At 57.6% G+C, this 18590-nt stretch carries 14 protein-coding genes; 11 read left to right on the plus strand and 3 right to left on the minus strand.

What is annotated here, in order from left to right; all coding sequences use genetic code 11:
* Window positions 1-278 precede the first annotated feature (278 nt).
* The 8 genes from JOE32_RS04770 to JOE32_RS04805 all read left to right on the plus strand — a co-directional run bounded on the left by JOE32_RS04770 (window position 279) and on the right by JOE32_RS04805 (window position 10924).
* Window positions 279-1703, plus strand: coding sequence for an APC family permease (locus tag JOE32_RS04770; RefSeq protein WP_065884345.1), 1425 nt, complete (start codon window positions 279-281; stop codon window positions 1701-1703).
* A 165-nt stretch (window positions 1704-1868) separates the two neighbouring features.
* Window positions 1869-3152 carry an aromatic ring-hydroxylating dioxygenase subunit alpha gene (locus JOE32_RS04775; RefSeq protein ID WP_209981893.1) on the plus strand — a complete coding sequence of 428 codons (1284 nt, stop codon included), beginning with the start codon at window positions 1869-1871 and terminating at the stop codon, window positions 3150-3152.
* A complete protein-coding gene (locus JOE32_RS04780) occupies window positions 3153-3629 on the plus strand; it encodes an aromatic-ring-hydroxylating dioxygenase subunit beta (RefSeq protein ID WP_003173913.1) in 477 nt (158 codons plus the stop codon). It begins immediately after the preceding gene.
* A 505-nt stretch (window positions 3630-4134) separates the two neighbouring features.
* Window positions 4135-5460 carry a hypothetical protein gene (locus tag JOE32_RS04785; RefSeq protein WP_209981895.1) on the plus strand — a complete coding sequence of 442 codons (1326 nt, stop codon included), beginning with the start codon at window positions 4135-4137 and terminating at the stop codon, window positions 5458-5460.
* Window positions 5461-6208: 748 nt separating this feature from the next.
* On the plus strand, window positions 6209-7057 hold the full coding sequence (locus JOE32_RS04790; protein ID WP_209981897.1) for an alpha/beta hydrolase: 849 nt from the start codon (window positions 6209-6211) through the stop codon (window positions 7055-7057).
* Window positions 7054-8250, plus strand: a complete 1197-nt coding sequence (locus JOE32_RS04795; protein WP_209981899.1) for a multidrug effflux MFS transporter — start codon at window positions 7054-7056, stop codon at window positions 8248-8250. The genes JOE32_RS04790 and JOE32_RS04795 overlap by 4 nt, the downstream gene beginning before the upstream one ends.
* A gap of 122 nt (window positions 8251-8372) precedes the next feature.
* Window positions 8373-9680 (plus strand): FAD-binding oxidoreductase, encoded by a 1308-nt coding sequence (locus tag JOE32_RS04800; RefSeq protein WP_003232718.1) that lies wholly within the window; start codon window positions 8373-8375, stop codon window positions 9678-9680.
* Window positions 9681-9712: 32 nt separating this feature from the next.
* Window positions 9713-10924 carry an MFS transporter gene (locus tag JOE32_RS04805; protein ID WP_245228972.1) on the plus strand — a complete coding sequence of 404 codons (1212 nt, stop codon included), beginning with the start codon at window positions 9713-9715 and terminating at the stop codon, window positions 10922-10924.
* Between the two features lie 16 nt (window positions 10925-10940).
* On the opposite strand, the gene JOE32_RS04810 is transcribed toward JOE32_RS04805, so the two are convergent.
* The gene (locus JOE32_RS04810; RefSeq protein WP_003232716.1) at window positions 10941-11441 is read right to left on the minus strand and encodes a hypothetical protein; all 501 of its coding nucleotides are present in this window, start codon (window positions 11439-11441) and stop codon (window positions 10941-10943) included.
* A gap of 105 nt (window positions 11442-11546) precedes the next feature.
* Window positions 11547-13688, minus strand: a complete 2142-nt coding sequence (locus tag JOE32_RS04815; RefSeq protein ID WP_209981901.1) for a methyl-accepting chemotaxis protein — start codon at window positions 13686-13688, stop codon at window positions 11547-11549.
* Window positions 13689-13926: 238 nt separating this feature from the next.
* Between JOE32_RS04815 and feaR the strand changes: the two genes are divergently transcribed.
* From feaR to JOE32_RS04830, 3 genes are all read left to right on the plus strand, one after another.
* On the plus strand, window positions 13927-14826 hold the full coding sequence (feaR, locus tag JOE32_RS04820; protein ID WP_032870207.1) for a transcriptional regulator FeaR: 900 nt from the start codon (window positions 13927-13929) through the stop codon (window positions 14824-14826).
* A 216-nt stretch (window positions 14827-15042) separates the two neighbouring features.
* Complete coding sequence (locus JOE32_RS04825) at window positions 15043-15507, plus strand: DUF4440 domain-containing protein (protein WP_032870204.1); 465 nt, start codon at window positions 15043-15045, stop codon at window positions 15505-15507.
* Window positions 15508-15576: 69 nt separating this feature from the next.
* Complete coding sequence (locus JOE32_RS04830; protein WP_245228973.1) at window positions 15577-16908, plus strand: alginate export family protein; 1332 nt, start codon at window positions 15577-15579, stop codon at window positions 16906-16908.
* A gap of 116 nt (window positions 16909-17024) precedes the next feature.
* Here JOE32_RS04830 and JOE32_RS04835 read toward each other — a convergent pair whose 3' ends face one another.
* Window positions 17025-18509: an aldehyde dehydrogenase family protein gene (locus JOE32_RS04835; protein ID WP_209981903.1), complete on the minus strand. Its 1485-nt coding sequence runs from the start codon at window positions 18507-18509 to the stop codon at window positions 17025-17027.
* Between the last annotated feature and the right edge of the window lie 81 nt (window positions 18510-18590).

Consider the following 18590-nt stretch of genomic DNA (forward strand, 5'->3'; position numbering starts at 1 on the left):
ACACTGGACATTGATGCCTCGTTGAATAGGCGTCATGAATCGTGTCATCGAAGACAAGTGATTGGTTTGAGTTTCTGAGTACCCGCCTTTTGGCAAGATAAGAGTTTGGTGAACTTGGCAACGAGTGAAGAGCGATATAAAGAATAGCCAGGCTGCGGTTTTCAGGGGCAGCGGGCAGGTATCGCTTGCGCTTGAGGAGCGCTCGCGTTGGTCCGCAAGGACGCTGCTGCATCGATTTATTTCCGTTATTCATAAAATAATTAGAGTGGAGAATTGGGATGACAGAGCTATCCGAACCCCTATCTGCAGATGTGCCTGCAGGCGGCCAGCAATTAGAAGGTAATCTAAGTGCTTATAAAATCGCGTTATTGGTGATTGCAGCCGCAGGACCGTTAGGGGCGGTTCTCACCGCGGCCCCCATCGCTTTTGAGCACGGTAATGGCGCTGGCCTTGCCGGAGCATTCCTGCTGGCGGGAATTCTGATGATTTTTTTCTCGATAGGCTATGGCGAATTAATCCGGGCGGTCCCGGGGGCCGGCGCATTTTACAAGTACCTCACGGTGATCTTTGGACGGGGCGTAGGAGCGGGGGCGGCATGGGTTGCCTTAGCCTCTTATCTGGCGATTACTACGGCGATTGCTGTGGCGTCCGGGTATTACACGAATATGACCATGCAAGGGTTTGGTATTGATATCGGCTGGGCAGCATGGACCGTCTTATACGTGGGGGCGATTTGTTACCTGGGTCGGGCGAATATTGATTTTGCGGCAAAGATCCTCGTGCCTTTGGTGCTTGCAGAGTTTTTTGTGCTTTTTCTACTGGGTATTTCCATATTCTTGGATAAAGGTCTTAACGCCTTCCCGGTTCAAGCCATCTCGGTAGACGCAATAATGTTGCCGGGGCTGGGGGTTGGGCTCATGGTGGCGCTGGCATCATTCCTCGGTGTCGAGTCCGCCGCGCTTTATGCGATGGAAGCCAGGAAGCCAGCAAAAACCATTCCGCATGCCACTCGTTTGGCGGTCGTTTTGGTAGGCGTCGCCTACTTGATCATTATCTGGCTGATCATCGGTGAGGTTGGGTTTGACTCCATCAAGGACGAGGCAGCAATAGCGAAGGGCGGGTTGGTCATCAATTTGTTCACGACTCGTTTGGGTAGCACGATGGCGACAATTGTTTCCCTCATGCTGTGCACCAGCAACTTTTGCTGTTTGTTGTCACTGCATAATGCTGCGACGCGGTATGTTCAAGTTTTGGCCAAAGACAGGCACTTGCCGAATGTTCTTTCACATGTTCATGAAACGAAAAAATCTCCAGCCAATGCAAGTCTTCTTGTAACCGTGCTCGTCGCGCTGACCATTATCGTCTCTTCCTCCCTGGGCTATGACGCCTTTGTATTTTTGTTTCCCGTAACGGTGGCATTGTCGACGCTTGGATTGATAGGGCTTCAGACATTTGTCACATTGGGGGTCGTCGTTCACTTCAAAAGAGCCAACGATAAACGGTATTTTAAAACGTTACTCAGCCCGCTCATCGCACTGGCTGGGCTGAGTACTGCCGTTTATCTCATCTACGATAATTACGGCATGCTAACGGGCAGTGAATCTGCCTGGGTCAATGGCACTCCATTACTTCTGGTTGTCTTATTTATCTACGGGATAATCAAGGGGCGCATCAGGAAAGCTGACTCGTCCGGGATCAAATGATATAGGCCATGCCTACACCGCCGTTAAGCTTGATCCAGGTGGATTGACGCTTGTTGTCTTTAAAACAATAAACCTCTCGCGGTCGGCGGTTGATGAGGTGTGGGTGCGGGCTTAAGGTTATTTCAAAATAACTCTCGTCACATTGCGATAGAAAGGTAATTAATTGTGAGCGATTTAATTAACGTTGTCGGGCTTGATATGGAGCCCGCAAGCTTGGTCAAGCACGACCGCGTGCACACGTCGTTGTACACCGATGCCAAGCTGTTTGACATGGAACTGGAAAAGATTTTCTACAGTACCTGGGTCTGGGTCGCGCACGTCAGCGAGATCCCGGAGGCGGGCAGCTACAAAAGCACCTACATCGGCAAGCAGCCGGTGATCGTGGTGCGCGACCGCAAGAAACAGGTCCATGTGCACCTCAACCGCTGCCGCCATCGCGGCGCTACGGTATGCGAACACAAGAAGGGCAAGACCAACAGCTTTGTCTGCCCATATCACGGCTGGAGTTACGCGCTGGATGGTTCACTGCGTGGTGTGCCGAGCCCTGAAAGCTACGGTGATTGCCTCGATAAGGGCGAGCTGCCTCTGGTCAGCCTGCGTGTTGAAGAATATGCGGGCATGCTGTTTGCCACTCTCAAGGATGACATCGAACCACTGGTCGACTTCCTCGGGCCTGCCAAGAAATGGATCGACCTGTTCATGAAACAGGGCGCCGGTTACCCGATCAAGGTCCCAGGCGAGCACCGTTTCCGTTTTCCGGGCAACTGGAAAATCCAGTTGGAAAATACCACAGACGCCTACCACTTCCCGCTGGTGCACAAGTCATTCCTGGCATCGGTAGATGAGCAAACCCTTAAACTTTTCGACTTCGTTGAAGGGCCGGGTTACGTCGAAGACCTTGGTAACGGGCACAGCGTAATGGTGATGATCCCCGACTTGGTGGATCTTGAAGCCGATCTCGACAAACCGATCCCGGAGCGCTTCGAGGAGCTTGCTGCGCAATTGCGCGAAGACGGTATCAAAGAGCAGCAAGTACGCCGTATTGTTCGTGCTGTCGGTGGCTCGGGTTTCAATCTTAACCTGTTCCCCAACGTTGCCTGTTCCATGGCGTTTTTTCGCGCGCTGCAACCGATATCGGTGACAGAGACGGAAATTCATCACTCGGTAATCACCATGGACGGCGGCCCGGCTATAGCCAACCGCTACCGCCTGCGTTTGCATGAGCACTTCCAGGGGCCGATGGGCTTTGGTACTCCGGACGATTCCGAAGCCTGGGAGCGTGTGCAGAAAGGCGCCAGTGCTGGCGAAGACCTGTGGATCATGTTGAACCGTGGCCTGCCGGGTGAGAAACCGACCGAAGACGGGCTGGTCAGCGACGTAAGCGCCGAGACCGGCATGCGCGCTGCTTACCAGCAGTGGAAAAAGATGATGATGGCAGAGACTAAGTAAATGAACCTGCAATTACTGAATCAAGTCACCGCTTTTATCTGGGCTGAAGGCGACATGCTCGACCATGGCGAATTCGAAACCTGGTTGAGCCTGTGGAACGAAAAGGGTACTTACATTATCCCGATCAATCCCAAGGAAGAAGACTTCGAAAACACCCTCAACTACGCCTATGACGATCATCACATGCGTCAGTTACGAATCCAGCGTCTGACCGGAGGTGATTCGATTTCCACCAGCCCGCAGCCGCGTACCGTGCGCACCCTGTCACGTTTTCGTGTGCTGTTCGAAAGCAATGAAAAAGTGACGGTCCGTTGCGCGCAAAACTTGCGCGAATTCCGTAAGGACTCGCTCAAACATTACAGCGCGGACATCGTCTACGAGCTTGAGCGCGTCAGTGACACTTTCAAGATTCAGCGTAAGTTGATCCGGTTGATTAATGCTGACGACGCGCTCGCTGGGATCGGTTATATACTTTAAGTTGAAAGTTCGGGTGCCGGAGACGAGGAGTGTCCGCACTGTTTCTGCCGGCTATAAGAGCGGTGCCTTCTGACACTTGCCAAGCGTTTTGATCGGAAGGCACCTTATAGGGCTTAAACAGTGTCTGCTGAGGGTATCGGTTATAGATTTAAATATCAGTCTCTGTAGAAGCGGGCGTTTTCTGTTGGTTCAGCATGGTTAAGTTTCTAGCCCTTCTTATACTTGACACATGCTCTACAAAAAAGTACGTCAGACAATCAGGCGATTGCTTTACAGATAATAATGCTCATGTTAGGCCTGGTAGAGAGCTATTCAAGCAAGCTATCGCGAGGAGGTGAAAATTTAAAAACGCAACAGATGTTTAAAGCATAGACTGCGCACTATTAAACAGTAGTTCGCATTGACTACCCCAACGACTGCAGAATCCTGGCGGCCTTTAAATGCAGGTGAGCAATAGCCCATTTAATGTATCGCTTAACCCAATAAAAAAAATGGAAATGCAACCATGCGTCGATATTCCCTGCTTCACTTTTTTACCCTCGCTGCACTATTCAATGCTACAACTCCCGCGGGCGCTTACGAGCTTTTTTCCCGAGATGACACCCATGTCAATGCTAACCTGGATGCGGTTTTTGGCGTTTTCCACAGTCGGGAAAGTTATCCAGCCTCTGGCCGGTTAACACAGGGAGCGTCCTCATGGAGAGAGGGCTACATCAAGTATGGCGTGAGCGGCGATCAGGGATTGCGAGGCGCAGGGACGGCCTATGGCGCCTTCTCACTGGTCAGTTCGGCCACTTGGGGGGACGGGGACGCTGCAGGCTACACTGATGGATCTGAGCGCACCACCAAGATTGAAGATGCTTATCTGGGATGGCGCTCGGGCAACCTGTTTGAAGTCCTTGGCAAAGACGGCATCGACTTTTCATTCGGTCGACAGAATATTGCAGTGGGCGACGGCTTCCTTATTCAGGGCGACGCCTTCAGTGCGGGTCGCGGCCTCGGCGACGGACAGTACAATCGTGGAGGTGCTTTCTACGTGGCTGCCCGCAAAGCGTTCGATAAGACAGCCGTGTTGCGCATTGGCGGTAAAGAGGGCTGGCGTGGCGATCTGATGTGGCTTAAATCCGATAATCCCTCTCAGGCCAATACCGAGATGTACGTCGGTGCGCTGGAACACGTGGCTGCAGCCGGTACGGTTGGCCTGACGTACGTCAACACCACGAAAATCGCTGAACAGTACGCTTCGCCCCTGCAGCTTGAGCGTGACGGCATGAAGACCTACAGCGTGCGCGCAGTGGGTAATGCGGGCGTGGAAAACCTGTTTTTGTCGGGTGAATACGCCAGGCAAAACAAACCGAATGCGGCGAATGAGGACGCTTGGTATCTGGAAGCAGGGTGGACCTTTGCTGATGCTCCGTGGAAGCCGAGCGCCAGCTATCGCTACAGCCGCTTTTCAGAGGGTTATGACACCTTGTTTTATGGAACGGGCCGTGGCTATGGCACATGGTTCCAAGGTGAGGTGGCAAGTAACTATGCCGGGCCCTTCAATAATAATGCTCGTATCCAGAACGTCACGTTCAAGGTCTCTCCTTTGGAAAGCCTGACCCTCGGAGCCATGTACTTTAATTACGACACCATTGATCGTAACGTGCGTAACAGCGATGGTCATGAAATCGACTTGTATGCCGAATGGCGCGTTAATCAGCACTTGACCGTTTTGCCGTTGTTAGGCATCTACCAGCCAGACAAGAGCGCAGAGAAGGGGGGGGCGCAGTTGGGTAACAACGATACAAATGTGTACACCCAGTTGGTGTTTGCTACGACATTTTGATACCTGGCAGGTGACTGATGTCACCTGTTTTTGTTCCTAGGCGTTTAGATAAAGTTGTATCCCTGCAAACACCATAGCCCACCGTCGGATCGCCGAGTTTTACCTGGCAAATGTTCTGTACTTCTTGCGAGATCTAGCTTGATCAAAGAAAAGCATGACGTAAATAACGCAGTCAGTAATAAAAACCGGCAGAGCGTTTCATCCGTGCGCCTGGAATAGTTTCCACTTTTGCTCCGTGGTGGAGGTGCCCTCGTTCCCGAGGGCATCCTTTTTAGACAGGCACTCTTTTTGAGCGGTTATTGGCCGCTTTATTCTGGCGTTGCGTTTCCTAAGACTATTTCGTCTGGATCACTCACGATTTTAGCCCAATCGACTTTCCTGACAGCGTCGCCGCGACATCGAGCATCATTTCGCGCCAACGCCGAGGGCCCGCTCGAAGCTTGATGTCCGAAATTTACAATACCGTCATCAACCGCACGCCGATACTCGACCTCGATAGCGTGGGGGCAGCCGATATCCCCTTCAGTCGAGAATAATAATGTCCATTACCACAAACATAGACTTCATCTACTTGTCCGAGCCTGTATCGCTTCGATCGTTTCTGATTTGAACCAAACCTCATGCCACTGTAGGAGCGAGCTTGCTCGCGAAGAACTCAAATGGACCGCGTTCATACAGGATGCCCGCGTTTTTCGTTGACGCTCTTCGCGAGCAAGCTCGCTCCTACGCAGATTAGCGGAGCGAAGCTATGCACTCAGTCAGCAGTTTCTTCACCACTCGAGCAGGCTTGAACCTGCATGTCCTGCGCTGGGGCAACCCGAGCGGCGTGCCTCTGGTTCTGCTGCACGGCTTGCGTGCCTATGCACAGACCTGGGAGTCGTTGGTCGAGGCGTTGGGAGGTGGTTATTGCATCTACGCCCTCGACCAGCGCTGTCGCGGGCTGAGTGACTGGGCCCCGGCCGCGAGCTACCACACACAGTTCTATGTGGAGGATCTGCAGGATTTCGTCGCCCATGCCGGCTTACAGCGCTTCGTGTTGCTGGGGCATTCACTGGGCGGCGCCAATACCCTCGAATACGCACGGCAGACGCCTGGCCGCTTGATTGGCCTGATCATCGAAGACATCGGACCCGGGTCTTCGAGCCAGGGCGACGGTGCGGCGCGCATCCGCCGGGAGATGAACCAGACCCCGCTGCAATTCGACAATTGGGAGGCCGCCCGCACGTTCTGGCAGACCTCGCGCCCGGGCTTGTCGGAACAGGGCCTGGCCTCCCGGCTGGCCCACTCGATGAAAGAAAGCGCCGGCGTGATCACCTGGCGCCACGACCAGCAAGGCATCGCCGAGGCGCGCCTGAGCATCGAACCGACTGACTTGTGGCCGGCGGTGCGCGCCCTGGATTGCCCGACCCTGTTCATTCGCGGCGCGCGCTCGGATTTCTTGCCGGTGGCGACCCTGCAAGCCATGCGCGACAGCAATGCGCAGATTCAAACCGCCGAAGTCGCGGACGCCAGTCACTATGTGCATGACGACCAGGGTGAGACGTTCAACCGGCTGGTCATCGCGTTCCTTGACAGCCTCGCGATACCCGGCCGATGAAACCGCGGGCCCGATTGATCGTATTGCTTTCATCGCTGACGGCCTTCGGGCCGTTTTCGATTGACACTTATCTGCCCAGCTTTCCGCAAATCGCCGAGGATCTGGCGACCAGCACCGCGCAAGTGCAACACACCATCAGCGCGTTTCTTGCCGGGCTGTGCCTGGGCATGCTGTGCTACGGGCCGCTGTCCGACCGCTATGGCCGGCGCCCGTTGCTGCTCGGCAGCCTGGCGCTGTACGTGGCGGCGACCCTGGGTTGCCTGTTTGCCGGCAGCGTCGAGCAACTGATTGCCTGGCGCTTTTTCCAGGCGCTGGGTGGCGCGGGCGCGCTGGTGCTGGCCCGCGCCGTCGCCAGGGACCTGGTCGGCCTGGTGGAGGCGGCCAAAGTACTGTCGTGGATGCACGTGCTGACCATGATGGCGACCCTGGTCGCGCCGATGATCGGCACCTGGCTGGTGCTGATCCAGGGCTGGCGCACCATCTTCGCGGCGTTGTTCATCCTGTCCAGCCTGTGCCTGTTGCTGGTTGCCTTGACCCTGAAGGAAAGTTTGCCCGTGCAGCAGCGCGGTGCGTCTGTGCAGGCGGCCTTCGCGGCGTACCTTGCCATTGCCCGGCAACCCAGGGCGGTGGCGCTGATCCTGTGCATGGCCCTGGGGTTTGGCGGCATGTTCGCCTTTATCACCGCGTCGCCTTTTGTCTACGTGGTGTACTTCGGCGTCTCGCCGCGGGTATTCAGCGCATTGTTCGCCCTGAACATCCTCGGCATCATCCTGGTGACCTTCATTAACGCCCGCTGGGTGGGCCGTTTCGGCCCGCAACGCATGCTCGGGGTGGGCACGGTACTGGCGAGCGGGGCAGGGCTGGCGATGATGCTGGTCGGCTATACCGGATGGGGCGGGCTGGCGAGCATCGCGTGTTGCATGGTGCTGTACATGGGCGTGACCGGTTTGATCGGCGCCAACTGCATGGCCAGTCTGATGATGCTGTTTCCACGCCAGGCCGGCGCGAGCGTGGCGCTGGGGATTTCGGTGCAATTCGCTACCGGGGCGCTGGCCAGTCTGTGGGGCAGCCATTTGGCTGATGGCAGCGCCTGGCCGATGTGCCTGGTGGTGGGGTGTTGCGGGTTGGGCGCGTTGGTTGCTTATGGTGTGACCCTTCGCCTGCCTGCCCGGGCGGTCGCCGTGACGGCTTGAGCCCACTTGCCGATGGGTTGTCAGCCCTGACCAAGAATTCGGCAATATTGGACATGCCAGCCAAGCCAATCCGTTCCACACTGTGGACGTGATAGGCCCTGATAATAAAAAGGTAGGCTGGTATGTCGTTGTCTTTGGAAAACCCTTCTTCGTACTACACCATGACCCGTAAATACGACCTGCACTATCGCGACCTCGAAAGCGATATCGAGGCTGAGGTCGTAATCATCGGGGGCGGTTTTTCGGGTATCAACACGGCGCTGGAGCTGGCCGAGCGGGGTATCACCAACGTGGTGGTGCTGGAAGCCAATTACCTGGGCTTCGGCGGTTCGGGTCGCAACGGCGGCCACGTGATGGCGGGCATCGGGCATGACCTGGAAAATATCGAAAAGGACGTCGGCCCCGAGGGGCTCAAGGCGATTTTCGAGATCAGCGACCTGGGCGCGAGCCTCATCAAGCAACGTATCGCGCGGTATGACATCCAGGCGGATTTCCGGCACGGTTACGGTTACATGGGGTTCAACAAGCGTCAGGGCAAACTCTTGCAGTCCTGGGCCAAAGACTTCCAGAGCCTGAACCCGGATCAGGAAATCACTTACCTGGAAGGTTCAGAGGTGCGCAGTATTGTCGGGGCAGATATCTACACCTGTGCGCTCAAGCATATGGGCAATGGGCATATCCATTCGCTGAACCTGCTGCTGGGGCAGGCGCAGGCCTTTACTGAAATCCATGGTGGACGGATTTTCGAGCAGTCCCCGGTGCTTGAGGTGAACTATGGAGCCAAGATCACCGTGCGCACGGCGAAAGGTTCGGTCAAGGCCGACAAACTGCTGTTTGCGTGCGGGGCCTTTCTCAACAAGCTGGACCGCTCGCTCGACAACTCCACCATCAACGTCTACGCCTTCAATACGGTCACCGAGCCGCTGACCAATGAAATGATCGAGCGCATCAGCCCGATCCGTGGCGCCTTCAGCGATATCACGCCGATCATCGATTATTACCGGATCACGGCGGATAACCGGCTGATGTACGGCACCGCCGGCATGCTGCTCGAGTATGTCCCGCTGGACCTGAAAGCGTGGAACCACAAAAAAATGCTGAGACTGTTTCCCTACCTCGCCACGACCAAAATCGATTTGGCCTGGGGCGGCCCGATGGATTGCTCATTGAACCTATTCCCGCAGGTCGGCACGTTGGATGAGCATCCGAATGTGTTCTATGTGCAGGGCTATTCCGGGTTCGGGGTCACACCCAGCCAGGTGATCGCCAGGGTCATCGCCGACGGCATGAGCGGTGGCTCGCCCGCCTGGGATGCGATGAGTTCGATTCCACGCAAGCGTATTTTCGGCAAGGACCGTTTCAGGGCAGTGCTGTGCTCCCTGGGCAAGGTTTCTCGCCAACTCAATGCCTACCGTGTAGGCCGTCGTTAAGTAAACATTGTTTATCAAGCCGGGATACCTCAATGAAAACTACAAAAACAAATCCGATCGATAAAACTTCCGTCTACCTGTGTGCAGGGTTGGTCTCAGGGGCGGGCGCACTGTTATTGAACGTGCTACCGGTGCTGTTTGGAGCGTTTGCCGAGCGATTCGAGCTCGGCGAGCACCAACTGGGTAACCTCGCGATGGCCATGAACCTGGGGTTTGGCGCGTTCGGGCTGGCGTCATTGCTGTGGATCCACCGACTCAGCTGGCGGGTTATTTCAGCGCTGTCTTCGGCGCTGGTGGTGGGCGCGGTGTTATTTGTTCTGCGTGACCCTTCCTATGAAATGCTGCTGGTGATCATGGCCTTGGCGGGCGCCGGAACGGGCGCCTTGTATGCCCTGGCCATGACGATTTTCGGTGACAGCTCCCAGCCCGAACGTGCGTTTGGTTTCAAGCTGGGTATCGAGACGGTACCGGGCGCCTTCCTGCTCATCCTGCTGCCGGTGGCGGTGGCGCCGGTGTGGGGTTTTGAAGGCATGTTGATCACCATCGCCCTGGCCATGGTGGTGATGGGCATTCTGCCGCTGCCCTGGGTGCCGCGCCGTAGCGAGCGCCAATTGGATGCGTCCGATGCTGCTGTGCAGATTCCCAGCACCGAAAGTCGCGCCATCGTATGGTTGAGTCTGGTGGCCAGCCTGGTTTTCCTGACCGGCATCATGTCGGTGTGGGCGTTCCTCGAACTGATGGGGAAAAAGACCGGACTGAGCTCCGATACTATCGGCATGGTGCTGGCGCTGGGCTTTTTGATCAATGCGGGCGGTGGTTTCATCGCGTCGGCGATCGGCCTGAAGGTGGGGCGCTTCATGCCGGTGGCCGTGATCATCCTCGCGGAGTTGCTGGGCCTGGTGGCGCTGGCGCAATTCTCCTCTCTGACGACCTATGTCGTGGGGGTTATCTGCTTTCTGTTTTCGATCAGCTTCGTGCTGGCTTACACCTTTGGCGTCATGGCCGAGTTCGACCTGTCGGGCAAGCTTGTCGCGCTGGGCGCGCTGTGCCTATCTCTCGGTGCGGCATTCGGGCCGGCCATTGGCGGGTTCCTGATCGAGGCGTTTGGCTACTCGGCGGTATTGGTGTTCTCTGGAGCCTGTTCGGTGGCGGTCCTGGCCATCTATGGTGCTGCGGTGTTGAGAGCTCAACTGGCGTCCAATCGCGCCAGGGATTCAGACACCGCGGTCATGTCCAGACTGTAAGACAGGTGACAAGCTGTTATTGCGCGCGCACCGCGTTGTTGCGCTGAGCGTCGACGAACGCCGCCAGGCGTTCGCTGGCGGTGGCGTAATCATCCTTGTCCGCCAGGGCAAACGCTTCAACCTGGACGTTCTCCTGGCGCAACACATACTGGTAGAAACCCTCATGCCGCGCAGGCACCCGCGCGGCATCGGCATTGATCTCTTTGTAATACTCCCCGGTGGCCTGCGCCATGGTCTTGATCATGCGCTTGGGCGCCAGCCAGTAGTACAACGCCGCTGACTGACCTTTGAGCCATGCGCTGAAGCGATTGGGCTTCACGCGCAATTGCAGGGTCGGTGCTGCATAGACCTCCTCATTCAATGTCTCAAGCGCTTGATAGCTGCTCCAGAATTGCCTGGCCGCCTGCGGCTGATCCCGATTCAGAATGGCTTCGATGGCGTAGCGAGCCGTGGCTCGGTTGGTGATTTCCTTCTGCATCAGCGCCGCAAATGCGGTTTCATCGGCTTTTGAATTCATATTCGTCTCGGCAAGTACAGGTGTGCATGTCAGGGATAACGTCACTAAAGCGATCTTGAACATGTGGCATCCTGGGTGATGGAAAGAGGGTCTGGCCATTGCGGCTCAGGTCTTGAACTTCTGCACCAGCGCCTGTTGTTCGGTGGCCAGTTCGTTCAGTTGCTGGCTGATGCTCGCCGAGCGTTCGGCCTGGGTCGACAGCGAGGCCGTGACGTCGCGTACCGCTTCGACGTTGCGATTGATCTCTTCGGCGACACTGCTCTGTTCTTCCGTGGCGCAGGCTATCTGTACGTTCATGTCGGTGATGATGCCGACCGCCTGGCGAATCTGTTCCAGCGCGTCAAGTGCCAGGCGCGCCTCGGTGGCATTGTGTTGGGCCAGGTCATGACTCTGCTGCATCGCCGTCGTCACATCGTGGGTGCCGTTGTGCAAGTTTTCGACCACGGCACCGATCTCTTCGACCGACGCCTGTGTGCGCTGAGCCAGGCTACGGACTTCATCGGCCACCACCGCAAAGCCGCGACCTGCATCACCGGCCGGTGCCGCTTCGATGGCGGCATTGAGGGCGAGCAGGTTGGTCTGCCGAGCGATAGAGAGAATGACTTCCATGACCGTGCCTATCTGTTGACTGCTCGACGACAATGCCTGCAAACGCATCATGCCTTTGCTCATGCCGGCGGCCAGGGCTTGGATACCCTGGGCCGTGTTTTCGATCACGCGCACCCCATTGCCCGTGGCCTGGTCGGCATGCCGAGCAGCATCCGCTGCCTGCGCGGCGCTCCGGGCGGCATCCTGCGACGTCGCTGACATCTCGTGCAGGGCGGTGGCCATTTGTTCGAACTCGCGAATCTGCTGTTGCATACCGGCATGGGTGCGACTGGCGACCTGAGCCGACTGGTCGGCCGTCTCGCGCGCGTGATGGACAGCCCCCTGCACCGCTGCGATCACCGGCTGCAATTGATCAAGGAACCGGTCGCAGGCGTTGCACACTCGGCCCAGTTCGTCCCTAGCCGGGTACGCCAAGCGCCGTGTGAGATCGCCTTCGCCATCGGCGATATCCTCCAGCAGTCGTGCCACGCGCAGCAGGGGACGGGTGACGCTGCGGGCCGTCAGCCACATCATTGCGCCCCCCAGTAGCGTCGCCGCAATGCCCAGGGCGAGTTCAAGCAGCAGGCTTCTGACGCGCTGCTTGTGCATCTGGTCCTTCAAGTTGACCACCGGGGCGGCCAAGACGTCTTTTGCGACGGTGACGACCACGCCCCACGGTGTTGCATCGGCAAACGGCCGGATCGGCACGATCACGCTGATTCGTTGATCATTTTCCAGGGGCCGCACCTGTGCTTCGCGCATAGCCTTGAGCACATCGGCCGCCTGTGCGGGAATTATCGATTGCAACTGCTTGCCCAGTTGCTCCGGATGAAGGCTGTCACCGGCAATTACGCCCGCCGCGCTCACAATCGAAATGCCGCCCTGGCCGTCATAGATACTGGCGCTGGCTTTTTGAGCATTCCGTTGCAAGGTCTCCAGGCTGATGTCCAGGCCCAGCACAGCCACGACTTTACCGTTTTCAATCATCGGTATGGCAATCGTGGTGACCAGCCGCGCCGGCGCGCTTGAAGTATCGATGTAGGGATCAAGCAGGCAGGCTTTGGCGTGGTCGCGGGCGCAGGTGAAGAAGGTGTTGAACGGCGCGCCACTGGGGCCTGGCGAGGTATCGGCCAAGAGTTTTTCATCGCCCGGGATCATTTCCAGCTTGCCGGGCGAGGGCCGCAGCCAGTACATCGAGAAGCGCCCGCTGTCGTTGCTGGCCAGCGTTGACTGGCCTTTGAATTCCGTATCGTGACCATCCAAGGCGTCGGGTTCGAAGGCAACGAACAGGCCCAGCAACTCGGGGCGTTCGGTAAGTGCCTTTTGCAGTACCTGGGCCAAGTCCTTTCTCAGTGCGCGGGAGGCCGCCGGGCTCTTGTCGGCGCTATCACGCAGGTGCATCACCTGACGACTGAGGCCTTGACCAAACGCGTACGTTTGGCTGAATCCCTGTTGGATGGTCAGGGCCTGAGATTGACCTTCGGCCTGCAGGTTGCCTTGGGCGGCCGTGAGCAACAGCTGGCCCGACGCGCCGAGCATTAAATCCTCACTGGTTTGGCGTTGCTCAAGGGACAGCCCCACAACCAGTGCCAGCACTGCGGCCAGGCAGACGCTTGCCAGCAAGGCGATCTTGTTTTGAATACTCAATACCAGGGTCATGATGTGCTGGATTCCGCAGCGCGTGGTTGATACCACAGGCTATCGGGCTCGGGCTGCAAACTATATGGGCTGGCGCCCTTGCACAAAGGCTTGGCGGCAGCAGACAAAATCATAGCCATCCAGTGGATTTTTCCACGAGTTGGCGCGCTCTGTGCTTGGTCACTAAAAGTAGACTTTTTTGTTACCTTAATCACGTGAAAAGCGCACTAATTTGGAGCGTCTCCCCGGGAGAATATCTATGAATGGTCAAGCGTTGTCGGCATGGAACGAAAGAGTGCATGCGGTCTGCGGTCGTTTCGAAACGCGCTATGACCACTGCCAGAGCCTTTTCATCGGGGATATGAAACAAACGCTGATGGGCAGCACGGCGGTTGCCCACATCCGCAGCAATGCCAATGTGATTGCCAAGGCGGGTCGGGCAAGCGTGCGGGATTCGGCGGGTCGGTGTTTCCTTGTGTTACAACAGCAAGGTTCAATGGCCCTTGAGCTGGGGGACAGGGTGATTGACCTGCGCGCGGGTGACCTCGCCTTGCTCGACTTTTCCGAGGGCGTGAAAATGACTCCCCAGGGCTTGTTTTCCCATGTATCGATTCCTTTGTCGCGCGAGTTGTTCAAGGGCCTGGACCGTACCCGCTTCGGCAAGCTGTCGACTACGGGGGTCTGTGGTCAACTGCTTGGCACGCTGGTGCGTCAGGTTGCTGGAGGCGAGCTGGCGCAGTGGTCTTGCCCGCAGGATGGTGACGGTATGCAGCGAGCATTGGTTGCCTTGCTTGAGTCAGTGCTGGAATACCGCGCCTGCGACCACTCGCCGGGATGGCAATTGCATGAAGTGCAATCGCTCATCCAGCAGCGACTCGACTCACCGCGGCTGTCGCCGGCGTCGTTGTCTGAAGAGTTGGGTATTTCCAACCGCCAGCTCTACAGGCTGTTCGAAGCCAGTGGCGACAGTGTTTGCCGGTACATTCTGCGTGAGCGGTTGTTGAAGGCGGCGCAGGATCTGCGCGACCCCGTTTGCGCGCATCGCTCGATCACCGAGATCGCCAGCTACTGGGGGTTTGCCGACTCGGCGCATTTTTCCAAGACGTTCAAAAAGCAGACGGGGCTGACACCGAGCACCTACAGAAGTCGCGGGCACTGAGCCTGGGGGCGGCGAGCCGCGCGGATGTGACTGCTTTAGTGTCGCATCCTCGCGGCTTTTTGTTGTCCGCGATTTGAGCGCAACCTGGCAATAATTTGCAAAATGCTGTCCAGCACGTCCAATCAATCGGCGCCCAACTGCATCAGAATTTCTGTGCGCCAGTTTAGAAACTGGCCCACAGCGATCTGATCCATTCATTCTTGAAACGGGTGCTCCATGAACAAGAAAATGTCGTCTTCCCTTGTGCTTCTGGCTGCTCTGGCCTGCGGCTCTGCCTACGCACATGCGCAATCGTCCGAACCGTTGCAGGCCATCATTGAGAGCAAGCTGAACGGCATTGTCGCCAGTTGGCCGAAAAAAGACGCCAAGACAGTTGTCGAGCAGGTCTACACCGAGCAGACGCAGATCACCGGCGAAGGGGTAGCGGAGCTTTATCAGGGCAAAGCGCAGCTTACCGGCCTGGTTCAGCATCTGATGGAGGGCTCCAAGAGCACCGTCATACATCTCAATCGCTTGGTGCAACTCAACGATGAGTCCGCCTACACCTGGGTGACGTGGGACGTGACTCCGGCAGGTAACGAGGCCCCCTTCAAGATGAAGAGCCTGTTTGTCTGGAAGAAAGAGCACGGTCATTGGTTCATCGTCGCAGACATGTTTGCCAATGGTGCAATCGCTCAGTGATAGAGGCTTGGTCAACACAATAATAATAACGGTGCGCCGCCGTGCGGCGCGCCAGGGAGCGCGCAAGTCATGAAACCAAGTTTGACGAATGTAATAGGGTGTTGCGTCTGCATCACGGGGAGTCTTTGGTGCACTGTCGGGCAGGCCTATGTGCTGGTCGATGAGCCCGATCGCACGTTGTCGCTGGATGTGAGCTCTACCGTGGGCGTTTTCCACAGCCAGAAAAATTATCAACAGTGGGGCAATCGCGCACCGGGGCATTCCAGCTGGCAGGAGGGCTACATCAAGTATGGCTTGAGCGGCAGTTTGACCAGCGATGATCTGGGGTCGGTGTTCGGTACGGTGAACCGCACCGCGTCGGCGACGTGGGGCGATGGTGATGCGGCAGGTTTTACCAATGGCACCGAGCGCACCGATAAATGGGAAGAGGCCTTTGCCGGCTGGCGCTCGACTGATCTCTTTCCGGCGCTTGGCAAAGACGGCGTGGAAGTTTCCGCCGGCCGGCAGGCGATCCTGCTCGGTGACGGTTTTCTCGTCGCCGGTGACGGCATCAGCGCGGGCAGGGGCGTCGCAGACAACCGTTACAATCGTGGGGGCGGCTATTACATCACGCCGCGCCGTGCATTTGACCAGACTTTCTGGTTGAAGCTCGGTGGTCAGCAGGGACTGCATGGCTCGCTCGGCTGGTTCAAGTCGGACAACCCGATTCAGGCGAAAGTCGAGATGGCGTTTTCCACCCTTGAATACACTGCCGATATGGGAACGATTGGCCTGACATATCTGCATGGGCTTGGGGTTGATCGGAAGCTCGCAAGCGGTATTCAGGCGGACCGCGATGGCATGGATGTCTATAGCTTGCGCGCTACGGGAAATGCCGGCGTACCTGGGCTGTTCCTGTCATCGGAAATCGCTGTGCAAAACACCCGGCGGGGTAATGCCAAGGCGGGTTATGTCGAGGCAGCATGGACCTTCGCCGATCTGCCGGGCAAGCAGACACTGGGCTATCGCTTCAGTCAGTATGGGGTCGAATGGGACTCTCTTCTCTATGGCTTCAGCCGTGGTTACGGTACCTGGTTCCAGGGCGAAGTTGCCGCCAACTATACAGGACCCTTTGGCGCCAATACCACGATCCAGCAAGTGTACTGGCGCGCGCAGCCGTACGAGACACTCGCGGTGAACGTTCTGGCTTATGATTTTTGTAACCAGCGTACCCGTGGTGCCATTGACAGTTCGGGGCGCGAGCTGGATTTGATCCTGGACTGGTCGGTGACACCCACTATCACGCTGTCGCCCATGCTGGGTCTCTACGACCCGCGCAAAGATGCGGATCATGGCGGCGCGCAGTTGGGGGATGACAAGCTCAATGTGTATAGCACGGTGTTGATCTCGACCAGGTTCTGATCGTTCAACCAGCAGTAGAGTACGGTGGACCGATTAGTGTCTGCCGTACTCGTTCCCATATCTGGATCTCTGTGCCGTCAGAGCAAACACCCGGTCGGCCCGCGAGCGCCTGCTTGTCAATAGCGGATAATCACCGATTTCAGCTCAGTGTAATCGTCGATAAACGCACTGCCGAACTCACGCCCGACACCCGACGCCTTCATCCCGCCAAACGGCACGCTGGGGTCGACGAAGGTGTGCATGTTGACCCACACCGTGCCCGCTTCGATTTGCGGGATCAGGCGCAAAGCCTTGGACAGGTCGTTGGTCCAGATACTGGCGGTGAGGCCGAACGGGCTGTCGTTCATCAGCTCGACCAATTCTTCTTCATCGTCGAACGCCAGCACGCACACCACCGGGCCGAAGGTTTCCTCGTGCAGCAGCGGGTCGTCCTTGCCGGTGGCCACGATCAGCGTCGGCTCGACGTAGTAACCGGTGCGGTCCACGGCGAGCGCGCCGCACACCACCTGGTTGCTTTGCAGGGCGCGCTCGAAAAAACCAAGGATTTTGTCGAAGTGCGGCTTGTTCGACAGCGGGCCGAACTGTGCGTGTTCATCCAGGGGTGAACCGATGATCATCTGCGACAGCATCGCCGCCATCTTCTGTGTCACTTGCTCGACGAGTGAGCGGTGCACGAACAAGCGCTCGGGTGATGCGCACACCTGGCCCTGGTGCACATAAGCCGCTTGTACGAAGCGCGCCACGGCGTCATCGACATTGGCGTCGGCCAACAGCGCGGCGGCGTTCTTGCCGCCCAGCTCCAGGGTCACACGGGTCAGGTCGGCTCCCATGGCGGCCTTGCCCACGGCAATGCCGGTGGGCACCGAGCCGGTGAACGACACCTTGCGCACCTGCGGGTGTGCAATCAGTTGCTGACCGACCTGGCCACGGCCGTTGACCACGTTGATCACACCCGCTGGAATCCCGGCCTCGATCGCCAGTTCCGCCAGGCGCAGCAGGGACAGCGGCGTGTATTCGCTGGGTTTGAGCACGACGGTGCAGCCGGTGGTCAGCGCGGCGCCGAGCTTCCATACGCCGATCATCAACGAGAAGTTCCACGGCACGATGGCCGCAACCACACCGACCGGCTCGCGCAGGGTGTAGGCGCTGTAGTGCTCGCCGTCCATGGAGGGCAACGACGGGGTCATGGTCTGGCCGCCGATTTTGGTGGCCCAGCCGGCGAAGTAACGCAGGAACACCGCGCTCTGGCCCACTTCGATATGCCGCGACAGGTTGATCGATTTGCCGGAACTCACGGTTTCCAGTTGCGCCAGCTCTTCGCCGTTGGCCTCGATCAGATCGGCCAGGCGGTTGAGCAGAACGCCGCGCTGGTAGGGCGTGACCTTTGCCCAGGCGCCCTTGAAGGCGACGGAGGCGCTGTTGACGGCCAGGTTGACATCCTCGGCCTGGGCGTCACGCAACTGCGCGACGGTCTCGCCGGTACCGGGGTCGACGATGCCGATGCGTTGCGCCGACGCGCTGGTGTGCATGGCGCCATCGATGAAGTTGGAATGGTCGCGGTCCAGGAAAGCAACGACTGAGGGCAATAAGGCAATGTGCATGGCGGCGCTCCAATGAAGGGTTCGTCGCGCCCGTCGGGCGCTCGAAAGACCTCTGCATTAAAAGCCGATACACGCCTGGCT

The organism is Pseudomonas sp. PvP025, from assembly GCF_017832155.1.
Taxonomy (GTDB): Bacteria; Pseudomonadota; Gammaproteobacteria; order Pseudomonadales; family Pseudomonadaceae; genus Aquipseudomonas.